The 21,930-nt window shown below is 40.5% G+C and carries 17 protein-coding genes; 5 read left to right on the plus strand and 12 right to left on the minus strand.

Annotated features, from left to right (window positions below):
• Positions 1–321 precede the first annotated feature (321 nt).
• Both fusA and SANK73390_RS11680 read left to right on the plus strand, forming a co-directional pair.
• Positions 322–2,409 (plus strand): elongation factor G, encoded by a 2,088-nt coding sequence (gene fusA, locus SANK73390_RS11675; protein ID WP_462766182.1) that lies wholly within the window; start codon positions 322–324, stop codon positions 2,407–2,409.
• Between the two features lie 177 nt (positions 2,410–2,586).
• A complete protein-coding gene (locus tag SANK73390_RS11680; RefSeq protein ID WP_462766183.1) occupies positions 2,587–2,982 on the plus strand; it encodes a hypothetical protein in 396 nt (131 codons plus the stop codon).
• A 37-nt stretch (positions 2,983–3,019) separates the two neighbouring features.
• On the opposite strand, the gene hemB is transcribed toward SANK73390_RS11680, so the two are convergent.
• The 11 genes from hemB to SANK73390_RS11735 form a co-directional block, all read right to left on the minus strand.
• Entirely contained in the window at positions 3,020–4,030 is a 1,011-nt protein-coding gene (gene hemB, locus SANK73390_RS11685; RefSeq protein ID WP_462766184.1) for a porphobilinogen synthase, read from the minus strand.
• A gap of 15 nt (positions 4,031–4,045) precedes the next feature.
• Positions 4,046–5,878 carry a sensor domain-containing diguanylate cyclase gene (locus SANK73390_RS11690; RefSeq protein WP_462766185.1) on the minus strand — a complete coding sequence of 611 codons (1,833 nt, stop codon included), beginning with the start codon at positions 5,876–5,878 and terminating at the stop codon, positions 4,046–4,048.
• Positions 5,878–6,669, minus strand: coding sequence for a TatD family hydrolase (locus SANK73390_RS11695; protein WP_462766186.1), 792 nt, complete (start codon positions 6,667–6,669; stop codon positions 5,878–5,880). Before SANK73390_RS11695 ends, SANK73390_RS11690 begins: the two co-directional genes overlap by 1 nt.
• Positions 6,669–7,163, minus strand: coding sequence for a hypothetical protein (locus SANK73390_RS11700; RefSeq protein WP_462766187.1), 495 nt, complete (start codon positions 7,161–7,163; stop codon positions 6,669–6,671). The genes SANK73390_RS11695 and SANK73390_RS11700 overlap by 1 nt, the downstream gene beginning before the upstream one ends.
• A 2-nt stretch (positions 7,164–7,165) precedes the next feature.
• Positions 7,166–7,903 (minus strand): twin-arginine translocase subunit TatC, encoded by a 738-nt coding sequence (gene tatC / locus SANK73390_RS11705; RefSeq protein WP_462766188.1) that lies wholly within the window; start codon positions 7,901–7,903, stop codon positions 7,166–7,168.
• Between the two features lie 32 nt (positions 7,904–7,935).
• Positions 7,936–8,244, minus strand: a complete 309-nt coding sequence (gene tatB, locus SANK73390_RS11710; RefSeq protein WP_462766189.1) for a Sec-independent protein translocase protein TatB — start codon at positions 8,242–8,244, stop codon at positions 7,936–7,938.
• Positions 8,244–8,474: a Sec-independent protein translocase subunit TatA gene (gene tatA / locus SANK73390_RS11715; protein ID WP_462766190.1), complete on the minus strand. Its 231-nt coding sequence runs from the start codon at positions 8,472–8,474 to the stop codon at positions 8,244–8,246. Before tatA ends, tatB begins: the two co-directional genes overlap by 1 nt.
• A 61-nt stretch (positions 8,475–8,535) precedes the next feature.
• Positions 8,536–10,140 carry a ubiquinone biosynthesis regulatory protein kinase UbiB gene (ubiB, locus tag SANK73390_RS11720; protein ID WP_462766191.1) on the minus strand — a complete coding sequence of 535 codons (1,605 nt, stop codon included), beginning with the start codon at positions 10,138–10,140 and terminating at the stop codon, positions 8,536–8,538.
• Between the two features lie 10 nt (positions 10,141–10,150).
• The gene (locus tag SANK73390_RS11725) at positions 10,151–10,753 is read right to left on the minus strand and encodes a ubiquinone biosynthesis accessory factor UbiJ (RefSeq protein WP_462766192.1); all 603 of its coding nucleotides are present in this window, start codon (positions 10,751–10,753) and stop codon (positions 10,151–10,153) included.
• An 8-nt stretch (positions 10,754–10,761) separates the two neighbouring features.
• A complete protein-coding gene (ubiE, locus tag SANK73390_RS11730; RefSeq protein WP_462766193.1) occupies positions 10,762–11,517 on the minus strand; it encodes a bifunctional demethylmenaquinone methyltransferase/2-methoxy-6-polyprenyl-1,4-benzoquinol methylase UbiE in 756 nt (251 codons plus the stop codon).
• Between the two features lie 110 nt (positions 11,518–11,627).
• On the minus strand, positions 11,628–12,611 hold the full coding sequence (locus SANK73390_RS11735) for a GGDEF domain-containing protein (RefSeq protein ID WP_462766198.1): 984 nt from the start codon (positions 12,609–12,611) through the stop codon (positions 11,628–11,630).
• A gap of 321 nt (positions 12,612–12,932) precedes the next feature.
• On the opposite strand from SANK73390_RS11735, the gene SANK73390_RS11740 reads away from it, so the two are divergent.
• The 3 genes from SANK73390_RS11740 to SANK73390_RS11750 all read left to right on the plus strand — a co-directional run bounded on the left by SANK73390_RS11740 (position 12,933) and on the right by SANK73390_RS11750 (position 18,343).
• Positions 12,933–14,693 carry a DUF885 domain-containing protein gene (locus SANK73390_RS11740; protein ID WP_462766194.1) on the plus strand — a complete coding sequence of 587 codons (1,761 nt, stop codon included), beginning with the start codon at positions 12,933–12,935 and terminating at the stop codon, positions 14,691–14,693.
• A 299-nt stretch (positions 14,694–14,992) separates the two neighbouring features.
• The gene (locus SANK73390_RS11745; protein WP_462766195.1) at positions 14,993–16,915 is read left to right on the plus strand and encodes a S9 family peptidase; all 1,923 of its coding nucleotides are present in this window, start codon (positions 14,993–14,995) and stop codon (positions 16,913–16,915) included.
• 288 nt (positions 16,916–17,203) lie between these two features.
• Positions 17,204–18,343, plus strand: a complete 1,140-nt coding sequence (locus SANK73390_RS11750) for a methionine aminotransferase (protein WP_462766196.1) — start codon at positions 17,204–17,206, stop codon at positions 18,341–18,343.
• Positions 18,344–18,401: 58 nt separating this feature from the next.
• Here the strand turns inward: SANK73390_RS11750 and SANK73390_RS11755 are convergent, their stop codons facing one another.
• Complete coding sequence (locus SANK73390_RS11755) at positions 18,402–21,692, minus strand: methyl-accepting chemotaxis protein (RefSeq protein ID WP_462766197.1); 3,291 nt, start codon at positions 21,690–21,692, stop codon at positions 18,402–18,404.
• Between the last annotated feature and the right edge of the window lie 238 nt (positions 21,693–21,930).

Raw genomic sequence — 21,930 nt, forward strand, 5'->3', positions numbered from 1 at the left:
GTCACTAAGGCACTTTTGTTCAGTAGTAATAGTGCCTTATTACAAGTGATACCAATTTATTAAAACATTGAACGTTCTAGCGAGCTAAATGATTTTTTAAGTCATTCATCTGTTGTAATATTTGGTCATTTATTGAATGCAACTGGTATTATTGGTTCTTTTTTAGTTGCAGAGCCATTTCGCTCGTATTTTAATGTGTATTGATGATAAAAAGCACTTTTTCTCAAATTGACTGCATTTTAAGCGATATGAAGGATGATGTTCGTTATAAGAGGTGATATACTCCCGCCGAATAATTTTCCTACTTTATAGAGCAAAACAATGGCAGATTTATCGAAGTACAGAAACATTGGTATTTTCGCGCACGTTGATGCGGGTAAAACTACCACCACTGAGCGTATCCTAAAACTTACTGGTAAAATTCACAAAACTGGTGAAGTACACGACGGTGAGTCTACAACTGACTTCATGGACCAAGAAGCTGAGCGCGGTATTACTATCCAGTCAGCAGCTGTAACGTGTGAGTGGAAAGAACACCGCTTTAACGTTATCGACACTCCAGGACACGTTGACTTTACAGTTGAAGTATACCGTTCACTAAAAGTACTTGACGGTGGTATTGGTGTATTCTGTGGTTCTGGTGGTGTTGAGCCTCAATCAGAAACTAACTGGCGCTATGCGAATGAGTCAGAAGTTGCACGTGTTATTTTCGTAAACAAGCTAGACCGTATGGGTGCTGATTTCTATCGCGTAGTAGCTCAAGTTAAAAACGTACTTGCAGCTAACCCATTGGTAATGACGTTACCAATCGGTATCGAAGATGATTTCGTTGGTGTTGTAGACGTATTAACTAAAAAAGCATACGTTTGGGATGACACTGGTCTTCCAGAAAACTACGAAATCACAGACGTGCCTGCTGATATGGTAGACAAAGTTGAAGAGTACCATGAGCTACTAATCGAGTCAGCTGTAGAGCAAGACGACGACTTAATGGAAGCGTACATGGAAGGTGAAGTACCTTCTTTAGAAGATATCAAGCGTTGTATCCGTAAAGGTACACGTGATCTTGCATTCTTCCCAACTTACTGTGGTTCTGCGTTCAAAAACAAAGGTGTTCAATTAGTACTTGACGCTGTTGTAGATTACTTACCTGCGCCAACAGAAGTTGACCCTCAGCCATTAACAGACAAAGACACGGGTGAACCTACTGGTGAAGTTGCAACTGTTTCTGCTGATGAGCCTCTAAAAGCGCTAGCGTTCAAAATAATGGACGACCGTTTCGGTGCCCTTACATTCATCCGTATCTACTCTGGTCGTATGAAAAAAGGTGATACTATCCTTAACTCTGCAACAGGTAAAACTGAGCGTATCGGCCGTATGGTTGAGATGCAAGCAGATGAGCGTAACGAACTTACTGAAGCTCAAGCGGGTGATATCATCGCAGTAGTAGGTATGAAGAACGTTCAAACAGGTCATACTTTATGTGATCCTAAGCATGAGTGTACACTTGAAGCGATGATCTTCCCTGAACCAGTAATCTCAATCGCGGTACAGCCTAAAGATAAGGGCGGTAACGAGAAAATGGGTATCGCTATCGGTAAAATGGTTGCAGAAGATCCATCTTTCCAAGTTGAGACTGACGAAGATTCAGGTGAAACTATCCTTAAAGGAATGGGTGAATTACACCTAGACATTAAGGTTGATATTCTTAAGCGTACTTACGGCGTAGACTTAATTGTTGGTCAACCTCAGGTTGCATACCGTGAAACTATCACTCAAGAAATTGAAGATAGCTACACGCACAAGAAGCAATCAGGTGGTTCTGGTCAGTTTGGTAAGATTGACTACCGTATTAAGCCTGGTGAGCAAAACTCTGGTTTCACGTTCTCTTCATCAGTTGTTGGTGGTAACGTACCTAAAGAATTCTGGCCTGCAGTTGAGAAAGGCTTCAAGTCAATGATGAACGAAGGTGTTCTAGCTGGCTTCCCAGTTTTAGATGTAGAAGTTGAGCTGTTCGACGGTGGCTTCCACGCAGTTGACTCATCAGCAATCGCATTCGAAATTGCGGCTAAAGGCGCTTTCCGTCAATCTATCCCTAAAGCAGGTGCACAGCTTCTTGAGCCAATCATGAAAGTAGATGTGTTCACGCCAGAGGATAACGTTGGTGATGTGATCGGTGACCTTAACCGTCGTCGTGGTATGATCAAAGACCAAGAAGCAGGCCTTACAGGTGTTCGTATCAAAGGTGACGTGCCTCTTTCTGAGATGTTTGGTTATATCGGTCACTTACGTACAATTACTTCAGGTCGTGGTCAGTTCTCTATGGAGTTCTCACACTACGCACCATGTCCGCAAAATGTTGCTGAGACAGTAATTGCTGCAGAAAAAGAGAAAAAAGCAGCTAAATAAATTTAGTTAGTTTTTAAACTCGAAAAACCGCTTGTAAATCAAGCGGTTTTTTTATGCCTAATAAAAAAGTGCTGCTATGTAAGAGGGTGTAATTGATTTAGGTACTAACTGTGCTATCATTGCGTTCTGATTAATAAAATATTTTCATCATTTGGTATGAGAATATGGAGGTATATAGTGAGAACCGTTGATTTATCAGTAAACTGGTTACTATATGGATTGTTCCTTTTGGGCAGCTTTGGCTTATTTGGTCTTGCTTCCATGTTAGACTCTGGCACTGTGACCATTTCAGTTATGTGTTACGCGTTAATCGGAGCTAGCATTTTTTCATTGTTATTGGCTTTACTTGATAAGCGCTTTGTACATATTGATAGGGCGGGTATTAGCTACTCATTAGGATTGGGTACGCATTATATCCTGACTGAAGATATTGAACAGATCCAACGCAAACGATTTTTTGTATTGACTGTGTTACGTGTTAAGAAGCCGTCCGGTCAGGTAAAGTCATTCTACAGTTGGAGTTTGAGCGAGGCCGGTTTTACTAAGGCTGAGCAGCTTTTAGCAAGCAAATAGCAAATGCGCCATAACGGCGCATTTTTTGATTCAATCTCTACTTTTCGTTAAGCCAAATTGCAGCCTGCTTGGCAAAGTAGGTTAAAATGCCATCGGCACCAGCACGTTTAAATGCTAAGAGTGATTCCATAATGCAGGGCTTTTCAGCAAGCCAGCCATTGTCTATCGCTGCTCGATGCATAGCATACTCACCGCTGACTTGATAAGCAAAAGTAGGCACTTGGAATTCGTCTTTGACGCGGCGGACAATATCAAGATATGGCATACCGGGCTTTACCATCACCATATCAGCACCTTCTTGTAAATCTAATGCAACTTCTCGCAATGCTTCATCAGAGTTGGCAGGGTCCATTTGATAGGTTTTTTTATCCGCCCCTTTTAAATTACTAGCTGAGCCAACTGCATCGCGAAATGGTCCATAGTAGCTAGAAGCATATTTTGCAGAATAGGCCATGATACGAGTATGGATGTGGCCCTGTGCTTCCAATGCTTCACGTATTGCGCCAATGCGTCCATCCATCATATCTGAAGGGGCTACGATATCGGCTCCAGCGTCAGCATGAGAGAGAGCTTGTTTGATTAGCACTTCAGTTGTGACGTCGTTTATTACGTAGCCGTCATCGTCAATTATGCCATCTTGGCCATGAACTGTGAACGGGTCCAGTGCAACATCAGTGATCACACCAAGTTGTGGGTAGGTTGTTTTTAACGCCTTCACAGTGCGTTGTGCAAGCCCTTCTGGATTATATGCCTCTTCTGCATTGAGCGACTTTTTATCTGTAGGAGTAACAGGGAATATTGCAATAGCAGGCACACCCAAGGCAACGAGTTCAGCAGCTTCCTCTAGTAATAAATCGATAGATAGGCGCTCAATGCCAGGCATTGATTCAATGGCTTCACGTCGGTTTTTACCCTCTAATACAAAGACAGGAAAGATGAGATCGTTAACCGTTAACTGATTCTCGCTCATTAAACGTCTTGAAAAGTCATTACGACGCATGCGACGCATCCGCGTGTATGGAAATAAATCTAATCCTGATTGAGCCACAGTAATCTCCTAAAGTTATTGGTAGGCAATGACGCGATTTCGTCCTTGCTGTTTGGCCTGATAGAGTGCTTTATCAGCAAAATCGGTAAAAAGAGTGGGGTTTTTACTATCGTTAGCAATAGCGCTGTATACGCCGGCACTGAGTGTCATATTGAGTTGTTGTCCATCAAAGTCGACATGTGTATTTTGTAAGCTTTGGCGGATAAGTTCAGCAATTTCTAAGGCACCGTCTAGCTGCGTATTGGGCAAAAGGAGTACAAACTCCTCTCCTCCATACCTGAACACATCGTCCGAAGGTCGTTTTAGATGTTTTTCAATGACTCTGGCAACCGCACAAATGGCATGATCGCCTACGACATGGCCATAGTTATCATTGATTTTTTTGAAGTGGTCAATGTCTAGCATCACTACGCTAAGCATAGTTTGCTCTCTGCGTGAACGCCTTACCTCCATCATGATACGCTTGTCAAAGTAACGACGATTTTTCACTTTGGTTAGTGCATCTTCCATATTGAGTTTTTCTAACTCACGATTCTTATCTTGTAGTTCCCTGAGTGTGACTTCAAGCTCAAAGGTACGTTCATCAATACTGTTTTCGAGTTTTTCTTGTGCTTGTGTTTGCAGGTGTAAGCGTTCTTTTAACAGCGCATCTTCAGCACGAGTTTGCGCAAGGCGTGCTTGCTGCTGTTTTATTTTACTATCACGCTGCTGAATATATTGTCGTGCTAATGTGTAGCTTAAAATCATGCTGATCATTAAATAGCAAACATAGGTGAGGGGTCTATCTAACACGGCGCTTGATAGTAGACCAAATTCAAAAGCACTTTGATAGCTTAGGACCAATACGAGCAAGGAAAACATCAGCAAGTAAGCTTTGTAAAATGATTGCGCGCGTTTATATGCAATTATGGCTAAATAGACATAAGTTAAGGCCAACGTGAAGCAATATCCAAAAGCAATATACAGAGCAATATGATGTGAGAACAGAGGTATCATAGTCGCACAAATGAGGCCTGCTTTGAGCATCAAAGTTAAAATACGCTGCGTTTTTAGCGCATTTTTAGGCACTAGTGTAGTTTTTAATATTGGAATAAATAACCAAGTTGAAAGCACCATAAATAGGGCTTGACCATATTGTTGAAGCCATAACCAATTACTGTAGAGGTAGCGATGACTAAACCCATATAAATGTACGTTCAATAACCAAATTGCTGTAATAGCTAAACCACCAAAGAAAAAGTAATTTTTGCGTGTAAATGAATATAGTGTGATATTAGTAAGCATCATTGCCACAATGAAGCCCGCAAGCATACCGTAGAGAAGGTTAAATTTACTGGTATACTTTAAATATTCAATAGGGTGCCACAAACTTAAGGGTAGGTAGGCTTGCCTGTTATTCTCTACATGCAAGTAAATAACACTATTACCATAAGGTGGTAATTTAAGTGGGACAAGTTGCACCTGATGTGAAATTGGTGGTTGCTCACTATTTTGGTAGTCATTTGCATATGCTACTAAAATTGAGCGATTATGCTCTGGTACAAAAGCCGTTACCTTATTAAGTTGATTATTGTTCACGCTTAGTAATAATGGTAAATCTTGTTTTGACAGGTTGTTTAAAGGGACTCGAAGCCATGTGCTTGTCATTTTTTTATTAAGCGGTAAAAAGCCACTCTTAACGGGTTTCCAGCTGGGGTTGCTAGTGTGAAGCTGCTCCAATGTTTGACTGTTATTTTGCGTATAAGCAAATGGCAGTGAGGCCTGTTTTTTGAAGCCTTTAGGGATCTCAAATGCTTGTGCTGATACGCTTAGAAAAAATAGGCACAATAAAAAGCAGAGTAAACGCATTATTGAGTGCCTCGCCTCGTTATAAATAACCGTTGAAAATTAGCATGACTAATTTTCGCGACATGTTCACAGCTTTGTCCTCTGAGTCTAGCCACTTCGCGAACGATGGCCTCAACAAAAGCGGGCTCATTACGGCGTGACTTTGGCTTGGGCTTTAAAGTTCGGGGCAATAAATAGGGGGCATCTGTTTCAATTAATAACTTATCATCGGGGATTAATGGAACCAGTTGTTGCAACTGTGCTCCTCTTCGTTCATCGCACACCCAACCTGTGATACCTATCATCAAGCCATAGTGTAGATAAAAATCGAGAGCGTGTTTATCACCCGTGAAGCAATGTAGCACGCCGTGTACCTTAACTTGCTCTAACTGCGCGCGCATAGCATCAAACGCATCTCGTTCATGCAAATACACAGGCAAATTGTTTTGCTCTGCCAATTCAAGTTGCTGTGATAACACGCTAATTTGCTCATAGCGAGGGGAGAAGTTGCGATTAAAGTCTAGCCCGCACTCACCAACAGCGACCACTTCAGGGTGTAAAAATAAGGTTTTGAGTTGTGCAATATAGTCAGTATGTGTACTTTTTGCATCATGTGGATGAATGCCTGCGGTACAAACAAAGCCGTAATGCCGAGCGAGCTGCAGGCTGTGCATTGAGTCTTGCGTATTTGTACCGATGAGTAGCATATTATCTACACCAGCTTGTTTTGCTCGCATAACAATATCGTCGCGAGCGTCATCGAACTGTGAACTCGTGAGGTTTACGCCAGCATCGATATAGCGCGTTGTCATTAGTCCACTCGCTTGACTCTAATACTACGGTTTGAGCCAACCTTTTTCATAAGAAAGGAGTCTAAAGTACCTCGCTCTATTTCAATTTTGTCACCCTTTTTGGCATAGAAAGAGTTTGTTCCAAGTTGTTTCCATGACTGGCCAATGTCTAGTTTAAACAAGCGCGAGCCAACAGGTGATTTCTTCACTTCGATGATAGTGGCACTTATCTGTTGAGCTTCAGAGAAGTCGGTTTTCTCTTTTAGTAGTTTTTTGGACATACCAAATTTTTGCTCATTTGACTGGGTTTGCTTTAGTGTCGTTTTTTTTGAGGTATGGCTTGCAACGGTTTGTTCAATATCAATGGGTTGATTTGCCATTACTTTGTCAAAACACACTAGACGTTGAAAGTCTTTCTCAATCAACGTACAAGCAGATAGTGCTTGTTCATTGATTGGTTCAGCAAGTCCGTATGTACTTGCAAATAGAACGCCTAATAGTGCTAATTTTTTCATTTTTACGATTCCTGTTGTTCTGATTCTTTCGTATATAATTTAGCTAGCAACAACCCAAGCTCAAACAATATCAACATAGGGATGGCTAAAAGTGTTTGTGAAAGCACATCGGGGGGGGTTAAAAACATGGCTACAACAAATGAGCCAACCACCATGTATGGGCGCTTTTCTTTCAAACTTTGCACTGATGTTGCGCCACTCCAGCATAACAGCATAATTGCAACGGGGATTTCAAAGGCAACTCCAAAAGCAAAAAATAGCTTAAGCGTAAAACTTAGGTAGCTACTAATGTCAGGCGATAAAGTCATCTCTTGTGGGCCCACGCTGGTAAAAAAGCCAAGCACGATGGGCAAAACAACAAAGTAACAAAATGCAATGCCTGCATAAAACAATACAATACTTGAAAATAGCACAGGTATCAGCATTCGCTTTTCATGTTGATATAATCCCGGTGCGATAAAACTCCAGATTTGGTGCAATATCATAGGAATGGCAGCGAAAAGTGCGACAAAAAGTGTCAACTTAAAGGGGGCGAAAAAAGGAGCCGTTACATCTGTAGCAATCATCGTACTATTTTCAGGTAAGCTTGCAATCAAAGGTGCTGCAACATAGCTGTAAATGTCATTCGCGAAATACACGAGAGCAATAAAAATCAATAACACGCTTAGGAGTGCTTTCATGACCCGATTACGCAGTTCAATTAAATGGCCGATAAAACCGCTTTGTTGGGTTTGTGACATAAGTTGCTCTTTACTTCTTAATTACGCTTTTATCAGTCTTTTTTGACGTCGGATGCATTTTTATAACTGTGTTTTACTGACTCAGCTGCTTTTTGTAACTCACTCACTGAGTGTTTAAGCTCATCAGGTAAGTCTTGCATATTTTGCTGTTCAGCTTTTTTTAAGTTGGTATGTAGTTCGTGAACACGTAGCTCTTCATTAACTTCAGCTTTGACTGAGTTAGCGACAGATTTGATAGTATTAACCCAGCGGCTCACTGTGCGTACTGCAACAGGCAAGCGCTCGGGACCCAATACGACTAGGCCAACAATCAGGACCACTACAAGCTCCCACATACCCATCAGTTATACCTTATCTTTGTCTTTTTTTCTTGCTCAGTCGTGCTTGTTTGTTCTTGTTGCTCGCTTAGCTGTGTTGTGGTTTTACCTTCATCAGACATTGCCTTTTTAAAGCCTTTAACAGCACCACCTAAATCACCACCAATACCACGCAGCTTCTTTGTACCAAATAACAAAACGATGATGGCTAGCACGATTAAGAGCTGCCAAATACTGATCCCACCTAAACCCATGATGACTCCGTTTGTGATAAAAACTTAAGTTGTTGTGATTATACGCCCAGTGAGCAAAATATCACCCTATTTTGCGCCACGCGCTAATAAATAGAATGGCGCTTACTGAGAGCGATAAACCCGATGCTAACCAATCTTGTGCCAAATAAGTGAGACTGGCACAAATGAGTGATGCACAGGCTAACATACCCAATAATATAGGTTTGGTCTCTTTTTTGGGTGTGATATTCACCAATTGTTGATTACTACGTTTTAAGTTGTGGTAGATAAGATCTGGAATTTCAGGCATTTTTTCTGCCCAAAATGGCAGGTTTGCATACATTTGTTTAAGCAAAGACCAAGGCCCAATTTGCTCTTTTACCCACTGCTCTAAAAATGGTTTTGCAGTTTGCCAGAGATCTAACTGAGGGTATAGTTGACGACCCAGACCTTCTACATACAGTAGCGTTTTTTGCAGTAATACAAGCTGAGGCTGTACTTCCATGTTAAAACGTCTGGCGGTATTAAATAAGTTTACCAGTACATGACCGAAAGAAATTTCTGCCAGTGGCTTATTAAAAATAGGCTCACATACGGTACGAATGGCAAACTCAAACTCCTCGACACAGGTATCTGCAGGCACCCAACCAGAATCTACATGCAACTGAGCAACTTGGCGATAATCACGATTAAAAAAAGCAATAAAATTTTCAGCTAAATAGCGCTTATCTTCTTTATTTAAAGTGCCAACGATACCGCAATCGATACCAATGTATTGTGGGTTATGAGGTGTGTTGCGAGACACAAAAATATTACCTGGATGCATGTCAGCATGAAAAAAACTATCTCTAAATACTTGAGTGAAAAACACCTCAACACCGCGCTCAGCAAGTAATTTCATATTGGTGCCTTGCTTGAGCAATGATTCAGTGTCCGACACCGGTATCCCATAAATACGTTCCATTACTAGCACATTTTTACGTGAATGATCGCTATATACTTCAGGGATATAAAGTGACTCGGAGTCAGTAAAGTTACGCTTTAGCTGAATGGCATTAGCGGCTTCTCGCATGAGGTCTAATTCATCGAGTAAGGTTTTTTTATATTCTTTGACTACTTCAACAGGCCTTAAGCGGCGGCTAGGCTTAAAAAGCTTGACCAGCAATCGAGCAAATTGTGTCATAAGCGCTAAGTCTGCCGTTATTTGTTGTTCAATATCTGGGCGAGTAACCTTAATTACCACCTCTTTTTCACTGCCATTATGCACAAGTGTCGCAGTATGTACTTGTGCAATAGAAGCTGATGCTAATGGCACTTGATCAAATTCACTAAACAACTCGTTAATATCGTTAATTTGTAGTGCTTGTTCTATTAATGCTTGCGCTCGGACTCCATCAAATGGGGCGACTTTATCTTGCAGTACAGCCAACTCTTCAGCGACGTCTTGCGGTAGCAAGTCTCGACGAGTTGATAGCATTTGGCCAAACTTTATCCATACCGGGCCTAATGCTTGTAACGCTAATCTTAGCCTTACGCCAATCGGCTTATCGGCATGGTTGTTGCGGATCCAAAATAAGCTACTTCTAGCTGTGCGCGCAAACCAAGGTCGTTTTTGTTCAGGAATAAACTCATCAAGCCCAAAACTGAGCAAAGTGTGTGTGATTTGATATAAACGAGCGATGGCCAAACTGGATTCCTTAACGAGCGAGTAGTTGATTAATGCGGTGTTCTAGTTGCGCCACATGTTGTTTAAGCTCACGGGTATGCGCTTTAAACTGTGTCATTTCGAGCGGATGGATGGTGACCTTAAGCTCATCCTGACATAGTTCTTGGGTTGTATTACTTAATATGCTATCTGCTTTTTTGGTACGCGTGATCACATGTTTAATTTGCTGTACTAGTTGTTGTGCGCCGGCATCACCAAGATACTCAGATAGATGTTCAGCCCAATCAATGTTTAGGTTAGAAAAACTTTGGCTATATGTTTGCGCCAGATGTAAATCACCTTCTAGGTCCAGCTTTTCTTGACGAATAAGTCGGGTTAATTGACTCGGTTCTTTAAGCTCAGATAAAGTAGCTATGCTGGCGCTAATATGACAATCACTTTGCTCTTGGAAATTGTTAAACAGCATAAAACTTTGGCCTGTGTACGTGAGTGCAAAAGTTTGCTGCCAGTCCCTAATTTCAATGGCTAAAACTTTATGCTGTACCTTTTTTAGTGATGCTGCAAAATGAGGGTCTAAATTAAGAGCTCCATTAAGAACACGCTCAGCGGCTGCTACAAGCAGAGTTTTGATCATGTCATCCCCTAGTATTTAAAACCGCGATGAAGTGCGACAATACCACCGGTCATATTTTGGTAATTAGCTTGTTCAAAACCGGCATTTTCCATCATGCCTTTTAATGTTTCTTGGTCTGGGTGCATACGAATAGACTCAGCTAAATAACGATACGACTCGCTATCGTTAGCCACTAATTTACCCATCGAAGGGAGTAAGTTAAAAGAGTAAAAGTCGTAAATTTTAGAGAGTGCTTCACTGTCGGTTTTAGAAAACTCCAATATTAAAAGACGACCACCAGGCTTCAGAATACGATACATAGATTTTAGCGCCGCATCTTTGTCTGTTACATTACGTAAACCAAACGCAATTGTGATCACATCAATACTATTGTCTGGAAATGGGAGTGCTTCAGCGTTCATTTGTACGTATTCAATATTATTAACTAAGCCTAAATCACGCAGTTTATCTCGGCCTACTTTAAGCATGGAGTCGTTGATATCACCTAAAATTACTTGACCAGTATCGCTAACAAGCTGGCTGAATTTGGCGGTTAGATCCCCAGTACCACCGGCTAAGTCAAGCACGCGGTGCCCTTTTCGCACGCCTGAACATGCAATAGCTTGACGCTTCCATAAACGGTGAATGCCAAATGACATTAGATCATTCATAATATCGTACTTAGCGGCTACGGAATGAAATACATCAGCCACCATCGAGGCTTTTTCATCTCGGGCTACTGTTTTATAACCAAAATCAGTGGTGTTTTGTTGCGACTCTTTCATGGTGCTTCTCTGCTTAGGTGGTTACGCTAAATTGTGCTCTAGTGTACTGATTGCGTCACTGAGGTGCAATTTATCGCTGCAGAATTTATCAGATAGCTCGCTTGTACGCTTTATGAAACGCTAAAGCTGCTTTGATCAGACAAGTATGCTTTATGAGCTGCTAAATGTGCTTTGTATGCTAGCTCATCGAAATTTTGTTCCTGATGTCTTTTTGCAATACCTAACGACAGTTGAATGCGAGGTAATTCAATATCGCTTTTAGAACTAACAAATTTAATTTTTTCAACGCCTTTACGAATTTTTTCGGCGATTACATTGGCCGTTGTAGGCTCTATATCAGCTAGCAAAACGGTAAATTCTTGTGCTCGGGTACGCCCAGGTAAACCACTTTCGAATACATATGACTGCACTTTCTTAGCTACTCTATTGAGGATAACTTCGCCAATAACATCACCATATTGTTGAGTAAAATCATGTAAATTTGTGATATGAATCGCAATTGCGCAAATAGATTTGTCTTTGGCTAACCATGCCTGTGTTTGCTGGTTTAAAAAGTGTCGTTTATAAAGGCCCGTTTGTGGGTCAATGATATGTTGCTTACGTAGATACTGTAGTTGCTGTTGTGATTTGATGTGCATCATGCGCGCTTTTTTAAGTTGCGCTTTGAATACTTGATGCTGTTTTAACATTGCATCTGTAGATTGGCTAAGTTGAGTTATGGCTCTTTTGCTTTTTGCGATATTATTTTCATCTAAGTCTTGCACACAAGTGGTAATTTTTTGTGCGAAATTAGCGATGTGTTTTTGTGATTCGTTGGACGTTTGAGAAAGACTTGCCAGAACGCCGTCAACGTTACTGAGAAGTTCAGTTTCTGTTTTGTGCCCTTTATTTAGATACTCAAAATAAAGGTGTTCAATAAATATGCTATCTACTTTTTGTTTATCGTTAATGGCATTGTCTAAAGCTTCGTTCAGCGCAGTATCGCATTTACTGATATAGCTATATGTTACATGATAGTTCATAGGCGTTGGCGGCAAATGGTGTTGCTCTAGAAACAAGCAAACTTGAGTCATTTTTTCTTGTGCATTAGCCATGGAGTCATGGAACATCATTTTGTTTACCGCAGTCATGGAGCTTTCTAGAAATTTAGTGGCCTACCTTATTTTATGGGCTAGGTCTCACTACTATAATATTAACCAGCGCACTAAGTGCAATCTGTATTTAAAAGCAAAACGCGTCAATTTGAAATAGAAAAGTTAAATTTATGCGACTGTTCGCTTTTTTTATCATCAATTTGTCGTAGTTTGCCTACTATTTTTGCATATTGCAATTTGTGGGATTGAACTCTTTTATTTGCAGTAAGGGTGTTTGCTCGGCTAGAGTCATGAAAAACCCCGACGTCTAGGAATAAAAAAGTGGTTAAAAATTTTGCTCTATCGCTCAGTGCGGTTCTTCTGAGTACGTTATTATCAGGTTGTCAAACAACGCCAAAATCTAGTGATGATGAATTTGCTCAGTTAGAGCAACAAATTGCAGGGTTCAGACAGCAAGTTCAGCCATATAAGAGTCGTGCAGTCAGCATGGCCTACTACCTTCCTAATTTGAGTTCAACCGCTTTGGCAGAACAACAACAACAACGAGTGCAGCTGCTTTTAGGTTTGGATGACATAAACATTCAAACTTTGAGCGAAGAAAACCAAATTAATTACACGATACTACGCGCTCAAATTCAAAATAAAGTGGATGAATATCGCTTTAAAAAGCATTTAGTTCCCTTAACATCCGAGGGCGGGTTTCATTCTGAAATTACACAAATCATTGGCTATAGCGATTTTAGTAAAGTCGGTGGGTTTGAAGTATATTTAAAGCGCCTTAACGAAATCCCCCGTTTCTTTGAACAAAATATGCAGTGGATGCGCGAGGGCATGAAAGCGGGCTACACGCAGCCTAAAGTTGTTTTAAAAGGCTACGAAGCATCTATTGAGGGTTTTATTCATCAAGATGTCACTCAGTCTGCTTTTTATGCACCATTTAAACTCAATACTGCAAAATTACCCGCTAATGAGTTTGCTGCTCTGCAAGTGCAAGCTCAATCAGTTCTAACAACCAAAGTGATGCCTGCATATCAAAACTATTTAACGTTTTTTATTGAGCAATATAGACCTGCTGCACGCACCAGTATTGCATTGAAAGATACGCCAAATGGTCAAGCTTATTACGAAAACAGAGCACAATATTATACAACGACAGACATGTCAGCAAAACAAGTTCATGAGCTGGGTTTAAAAGAAGTAGCTCGCATTCGCAAAGAAATGGAGTCTGTGATTACTGAAGTTGGGTTTGAAGGCTCATTTGCTGAATTTGTTCATTTTTTGAGAACGGACCCTCAGTTTTATGCTAAAACACCATTGCAACTAATTAAAGAGGCAGCCTATATTTCCAAACAAATGGATGCACAGTTGCCAAGACTATTTCATACTTTACCGCGCAGACCCTATGGCGTTATTCCTGTTCCGCAAAGCATTGCCCCAAAGTACACTACGGGTCGCTATCAAGGTGCGAGTAATGACTTGGAAGCCGGCTATTACTTGGTAAATACTTATGCTCTGGATAAACGGCCATTGTATGTACTCGAAGCACTAACCTTACATGAGGCGGTGCCAGGTCATCATTTACAAATAGCCTTGAATGAAGAAATGGACTATTTACCTGATTACCGACGCAATGAATATATCTCAGCTTTTGGAGAAGGGTGGGGATTATATTCAGAGTATTTAGGGCTTGAAGCCGGGTTTTATCAAGACCCCTATAGTAATTTTGGTCGTTTGACGTATGAAATGTGGCGTGCAGTACGATTGGTTGTGGATACGGGAATGCATATGTTTGGCTGGAGCCGTGAGCAAGCGATGGATTTTATGAAAAATAATACGGCTTTATCGTTGCATAATGTTAAAACAGAAACTGACCGTTATATATCTTGGCCTGCTCAGGCACTATCGTACAAAATTGGCGAATTGACAATCAAACGTTTGCGTCAAGAGGCAGAGCAAAAGCTCGGTGCGCAGTTCGACTTAAGAGAATTTCATCACCAGATCCTACGTCATGGCTCTGTGCCATTGTTTATTCTTGAGGAACAAATCAATAAATATATAGAAAGCACGTTGGCGAGCAAATAAGAGTATCTAGGTTGTGGCTAGTATTGGGTTTGTCAGATGCTATGCAATACTTTTTACTGATGTATTACATAGTAGAGCTATGGCAATAGATGCAGCTCTTTTTAAGAGTTGGCATTGTTAGATTACACAATAAGTTTTTCCAAAGTGTATATTGTCTTAAATTAAGGACGGGTGGCAATACACAATTTCTATGGTTGGCTTTTGGGTGTGTGGCTGAAGCACAGATATAAAATAAATATTTTAGCAGATAGGGAGTTTTGAATATTATGGTGCGGGTTATAGTATGGATAGCAATTATATTGTTGAGTTATAAAGGCGTAACCAAGGAAAGTAGCTTAGTTCCAGTTGAAAACTTTAGCAAAGATTTTGCGTATCATAGTGTTAAAATATCTCCAAGGGGTGAATATTTAGCCTTTATTTCGAAGGTAAATGGTAAAAAAAATTTATATGTGTTTGATCTAAAAAAGAGCAAAATCATCAGCGGCGTTAATTTTAGTGATAATGCTCAAGTCGGTAACTATGTATGGTCAGGTAGTGATCGTCTTGTTATGGAAAAACAATACATTAAAGGTTGGTCATCACACCCAGAGTATCGAGGTGAGTTATTTGCGGTAGATGCAGATGGCGGCAAAAAGCGTTATGTCATTGGGTATCAAGGTGAAATGCAAACAGGTTCCGCTATTCGTAAAGCAACACCTTTGCGTGGCACATCATTTGTTCTTGATGCGTTACCAGATGATGAAGAACAAATTCTAGTGATAACCTATCCATGGAGCAATGTAAAAGAGCCTAGAACAAAAGTGTATCGAGTTAATGTCAACAATGGCTATCGAAAACTCGTTGCAACTTCGCCTTCTAAAAAGGGGGAATTTCTGACCGATCATGACGGTCAGGTTAGGGTTGTGGCTTCAACTGAAAACTACGTTGATTATGATATTCGAGTGCGAGATAAAAATGATGAGAAATGGCAGCCGTTAAATTTGGGTGAACAGTTTTTACGTAATATTATGCCAATTGCATTTACCGCGTCAGGCAAAGAAGTGTTCATTAGCGCGACTAAGAATATGAGCCCAGAGGGTGTATATAAGTTAAATTTAACGACTGGCCAAACAAGTCTTGTTTTTCAGGATGAAGTGGTTTCTCCAAGAAAAATTTGGATAGATGATGTTAGCAAGGAAGTCTACGCAGTTGAGTTAGAACCAGAGTATCCAAATTACGTATTCTTGGATAATGATTCCACTAGTACAAAGAAGCTAAAGTCTTTAATTGCTTCATTAAACGGCTTGCAGGTCCAATTAGTGAGCTCGACTAAAAATGGAGAAAAAAGTATTGTCTATGCTTGGAGTGACACAAATCCCGGGCATTACTATCTATTTGACGAGCATAAAAATAAGCTGCAATTTTTATTTGCTGAGCGAGGTTGGTTAAAACCACAAGACATGTCTAAAACACAACCTTTTAAGTTTAAAGCCCGTGATGGCTTAACAATCCATGGTTATTTGACTTTACCTAAAGGTAAAGAGCCCAAGAACTTACCTCTGGTTGTGGTGCCGCATGGAGGGCCGCATGGTCCGCGTGATTATTGGGGTTTTGATATAGATACGCAATTATTAGCTAGTCGCGGTATTGCGATACTAAAGGTTAACTTTAGAGGATCTGGCGGGTATGGTAAAACTTTTGAGTTTGCCGGACATCGTAAGTGGGGCAGTGATATTCAGTTTGATATTATAGATGGTACTAAACATGTTATTGAGCAAGGTTATGTTAACCCAGATAATATGTGCATAATGGGGGCCAGCTTTGGTGGTTACTCTGCCTTGCAAAGCGCAATTTTAGAACCTGATTTGTTTCAATGTGCGATTGGCGTTGTAGGGGTTTATGATTTACCTCTGCTATTTGATGAAGGAGATATCGCAGAGCATAAAACTGGCCGCAATTATTTAACCCAGGTGTTGGGGCAAGATCAGCAGATTTTGAAAGCATTCTCACCGAGTTATAATGTCGATAAACTAAAGGCTAGTATACTAATCGTCCATGGTGGTGAAGATAAAAGAGCGCCAATTGAACAAGCTGATTCGCTTATTAAAGCATTCAACAAGGCGAAATACCCTTATGAATATATGCTGCTAGAAAGTGAAGGTCATGGCTTTTACAAAGCCAAACATCGCGAAGCATATTACCATAGGGTTTTGGCTTTTTTAGATGAAAATTTAAAGTTATAAAATACAAAAGGCGACATTCTGTCGCTTTTTTTACATATTAATTAGGTCACTGTACATTTATGTGTCATGTATGCTCAATAGATAAATGTTCACATCATTTTTATAAAATCAGATCGCTAAGTCACTGATTGATAGCATTAGATCTAGTTGTTGTTTATAGACTGCTTTAGCGGTTTCACTTTACATTTTGTGTTACCTTGAAGTCTCAAAAGAAGTTTATTGGCGATTAGGTGCCGATAAGAGATAACACTGCGTGTCGTTTTGCATCATCATCAAAGAGGAAAGGGCTTGAAAAGTAAATTACCAAATTTAGGCACCAGTATTTTTAGTCAAATGACAGGGTTGGCAAATCGCTATCAAGCCATAAATTTGTCGCAAGGTTTTCCTGAATTTGATGCACCAGAATTTCTTAAAAAACAGTTGGCATACTACAGTGAACAAGGGTTTAATCAATATGCGCCGTCATCGGGTGTTGCCCCTTTGCAAGCACAAATTGCAGCGCTCATTGAAAGAAAGTATGGGCAAGTAGTCAACCCCTCTAGTGCAATTACAGTAACCAGTGGTGCAACAGAGGCACTGTTTGTGGCCATTCAAGCAATTGTTCAAACGGGTGATGAAGTGATTGTCTTTGACCCAGCTTATGACAGCTATCAACCAGCAATAGAGTTGGCCGGAGGTAGGGCCATTCACATTGCTTTGCGCTCACCGAATTTTCGTATTGATTGGCAACAAGTCGCTCGTGCTATTAATGAAAAAACCCGCGCCATTATCATTAATACTCCGCATAATCCAACGGCGAAAATAATGACTTCGCAGGATGTGGTGATGCTTAAAGCGCTTTTAGTAAAGCATGATCTTTTATTAATAAGTGATGAAGTCTATGAGCATATTACTTTTGATGATCATATCCATTTTAGTGCTTTAAAAGATAAAGATATTTTTTCCCGTAGCTTCGTTATCTCAAGTTTTGGCAAAACCTTTCACTGTACCGGTTGGAAAATGGGCTACTGTGTAGCACCGCACGACTTAACTGAAGAGTTTCGTAAAGTGCATCAATATGTGACTTTTTCTAGTTTCACCCCAGCCCAGTTAGCGCTGGCTGACATGCTTAAAGAGCAAAGTGCGCATCTAGATGAACTGGCTGACTTTTATCAACAAAAAAGAAATATATTGGTCAATGCTCTACAAGGTAGTCGGTTTGAGATTTTGACCAGCGAAGGAACTTATTTCCTACTGCTAGACTACCGCGCTATTTCAGATTTAAATGATGTTGCTTTTTGTGAGTATTTAGTCAAAGAGGTTGGAGTTGCGGCCATTCCATTAAGTGTATTTTATGATTCTCCCCCTGAGGATAAAATTATTCGCCTATGTTTTGCTAAGCACACAGAAACCTTAATTAATGCAGCGCATAAGCTATGCGAACTATAAATAAGTACTAAAAAGCGTGTGCCCCCCGCCTTAAAAGAACCGTGAGGGCATGTAAAATCTAAGATGCATTAAACTGATGTACCAACAAAGCAGCTTGGGGTGATGATTTGGCCACATTGAAGTACCCAAGTAAATGACGCATCTGCTGTGACTGTTCGGCCATTTGCTTTGCTGCTGCCATCGTCTCTTCAGTAATGGCTGAGTTTTGTTGAATTAAATCAGTCAGGCGTTGCACTACTTGGTCTACCTCTTTAATCGCTTGTTGTTGCGTGGTTGTTGCTTGATTGATTTTAATTATAGTATCGCTTACCTCAGATATAGCCGCAACGATGTGCTCTAGTTTTAGCCCAGCGCTATTTGCCATTTCAATACCTTGGCCAACTTTATCGTTACTGTTGGCAATAATATCTTTAATCTGTTTTGCCGACGCGGCGCTGCGCCCAGCTAAGTCTCTAACTTCATTGGCTACAACGGCAAAGCCTTTACCATTTTCTCCTGCTCTTGCTGCCTCTACGGCTGCATTGAGTGCCAGTAGATTAGTTTGAAATGCAAGGCCGTCAATGACTGACACAATTTCGTTGATATTTTTACTGGCTTTGTCTACTTCATCGATGGCTGTCACGGTGTTGTTAGAAAGTTCACCGCCCTCTTTGGCTGTTTCTTCGGCGTGATGAGCGAGCTGAACGGCAGTACCAGATTGAGCAGAAACATGGGTTAAGGCTTCCAGCATTTGACTAGTGCTAGCACTAGCTTGTTCTAAGTTGGCAGCTTGTTCTTCCGTTCGTGCACTAATTTCAGTATTGCTATCAGCTATCTCACTGGCACTTTGCGACACATTACCAGCCGATAGTTGGATACCCTCAATGACCTCAGTGAGCTTATTAATTGTCGTATTAACATCTTGCTTCAGCAGCGCAAACACCCCGTTATATTCACCTTGTACAGCGTGACTTAAATCGCCTTTAGCCAGCGCGCTTAGTACTTGTGTTACTTCACTAATGGCATCATTGATAATAGCGGTGGAGCCGTTCACATCATCTTTTAGTTGTTGTAATTGCCCTTGTAAATCAGAGGTAATTTGCATGCTAAAGTCTCCTTGACACATAGCGCTCATTACACTTCCTAGCTCAGCAATGACCTGATTAAGGTTGTTTACCGAACGATTAATGTCTGTTTTAAGGCTATTTAGTTGCCCCTTCATTGGCGATTCAATGGTGCGGTCAAATCGCCCATAACTAATAGCCGTCATCACGGAGGAGATTTCGCTTACGGCACTATCCAGTGATTCAATTGATACATTGATATCTTCTTTTAATATACCGAGTTGGCCTTGAGCATCACAATTGACCTTATATTTAAAATTCCCCTGACTTACTGCTGCCATCACATGACAGATTTCTTTGATGATATTGTCTAAGTTGATAACACTAAAATTTATGTCTTCTTTGAGCTCTTCAAGCTGACCTTGGAGGGGCAAACCAATACGTTGAGAAAAATCGCCATTGCGGATTGCACTCATGACTTTGCTTATATCATCCATGGCACCAGATAAGCTTGCTACTGAGTTGTTCACACTATTTTTTAATTGTGCAAGTTTGCCCCCAGCATCGATGTCAATTTGCTCTTTAAAGTTACCGTGCTCAACATTCTCCATAACGTGGACTATGGCATCCATGGTGTTATCTAAGCTACTTAATGAGTAATTAATATTATCTTTTAACTTGCCAAGGTCTCCAGACATAGAAGCGCGTAGTTGACTATTAAACTGCCCTTCCGACATATCTTTAATGACGACATTTATCTCACCTATTGCAGTATCTAAGGTACTCGTACAATGATTTGTTGCTTGTTTTAATGTGTTTAGCTCACCTTTACACTCAACTTCAATTCTATCAGAAAAGCACCCCTCAGCCATTTTGTTCATAACTCGATTGGTTGCATTGAGTGATACTTGTAGGGCATCTAGCATAGAATTAAACGCATGTGCTGATTCGCCTATTTCGTCATGTGTTGTTTTTGGTGCACGTAACGAAAAGTCGCCTTCATTTTCAACTCGCCGCATAGTACTTACTAAAGCATGTACTGGCTTTGTGAGAGTTTTTGCAAACCATACAGCTGCCACAATGATCACAAGCATGCTCATGGCTAAAACAATAGCCAGTATTTGGGTAAGTTGGTTGACGGCAGCAAAAGCTTCAGCTTCATCGATTTCAGACAACAGTGCCCAACGTACGCCTAAGACGTCAACGGGAGTATATGAAGAAAGAACCCTTTGTCCGTTGTAATCCATAATTAGCTTTTGTCCTTTTTGCCCACTCATTGCTTGATGAAAAGCTTCGGTACTGATACGGCTTTTGTCGGGATATTTAAACGCATTCACAACAGAGCGTTTATCTGGGTCTAAATAAGAATCTGAGCGCATTAACCCTTCAGGGCCAACTAAGTAAGTTTCGCCACTTTTTCCTAGCCCTTCACGTTCAGTCATGATGCTATTTAATGCGTCTATTGATAGTTGAAAGACTAAAGTTGCACCTTTGCTGCCCTCAATCGTTATTGGAGCTGCAATGAAGCTTGCTGGCGTATTGTATGAAGGTAAGTAAGGTTCATAGTCAACAAATGTGTATTGAGCACTGCCTTTAAGTTGCTTAGCCTTAGTAAATACTTTTGCTAGGTTACTGCTTGCGAATGGACCGGAAATTAATGAGGTGGCAAAGTCGAGCTCTTTGTACACCGAATATGCAACAATACCAGTATCATTATCAATGATAAAAAGATCATATAAGTCGAATATCTCAACGAGTTCGGCAAAAAATAAATGATAGTTTTGGTGGGCCTGGTCATAACTGTCTTGATGGTCGGTATTGAGTAATCTTATTTTTTCGCCTAATGGAAAAGCATTCTCTGAAATATATCGAGATTGTAGTGTTAGGGCTGCTGGTGAAAGCTGTTCATACAGATTAACTGGCGGTGGTGTATTCGGGTTTTGTTGAATAAACTGTTCTTTGAATTGGCTTTGATAAAACTCATTTAAACTTTCAGGTATATATGTCGGTGTGTCTAAATTGGCAATTGCATAGGTAAAAGACTTAGCAGCGGCGGCAGTATATGGATTAACGGTTAGAGATTGTAGCTTGTCTCGTACTCCCTGAAAATGTCGCACCACCGCATATTTTTTTACTTCGCTAACAGCGTTTAGTTGCGCATATGATTGTGCTTGTAATGCCGATGTCGCTTGGTATAGCGCAATACTGATAATAAATGTGATTGGGATTAATGCGACCAATAAAAATGCAATACTGAGTTTTTTGGTCAAATTAAGCGTAGTGATAGCATTAAAAAATCTGCGCATAACGTATTCCTTGTTCTCAAAGTGTTGTTAAACGTAACTGGCATAAAACAACGGCTAGTATAAAAGTGTAGAACAATTCTTGTTTGCGTCTATAATTTCGGACGTTTTTTATTAGGGTCTGTTGATCTTTGAGGTATGAATTTTGTTCAAATCAAAGGCTTTCATTACGCGAAATGAGTAATGCAGCATAATAATTTATGTCAGTTGCGAATGACAAAGTAGTGGAAGCCTTTGGGCT

The sequence above is a fragment of the Pseudoalteromonas sp. SANK 73390 genome, assembly GCF_054966645.1.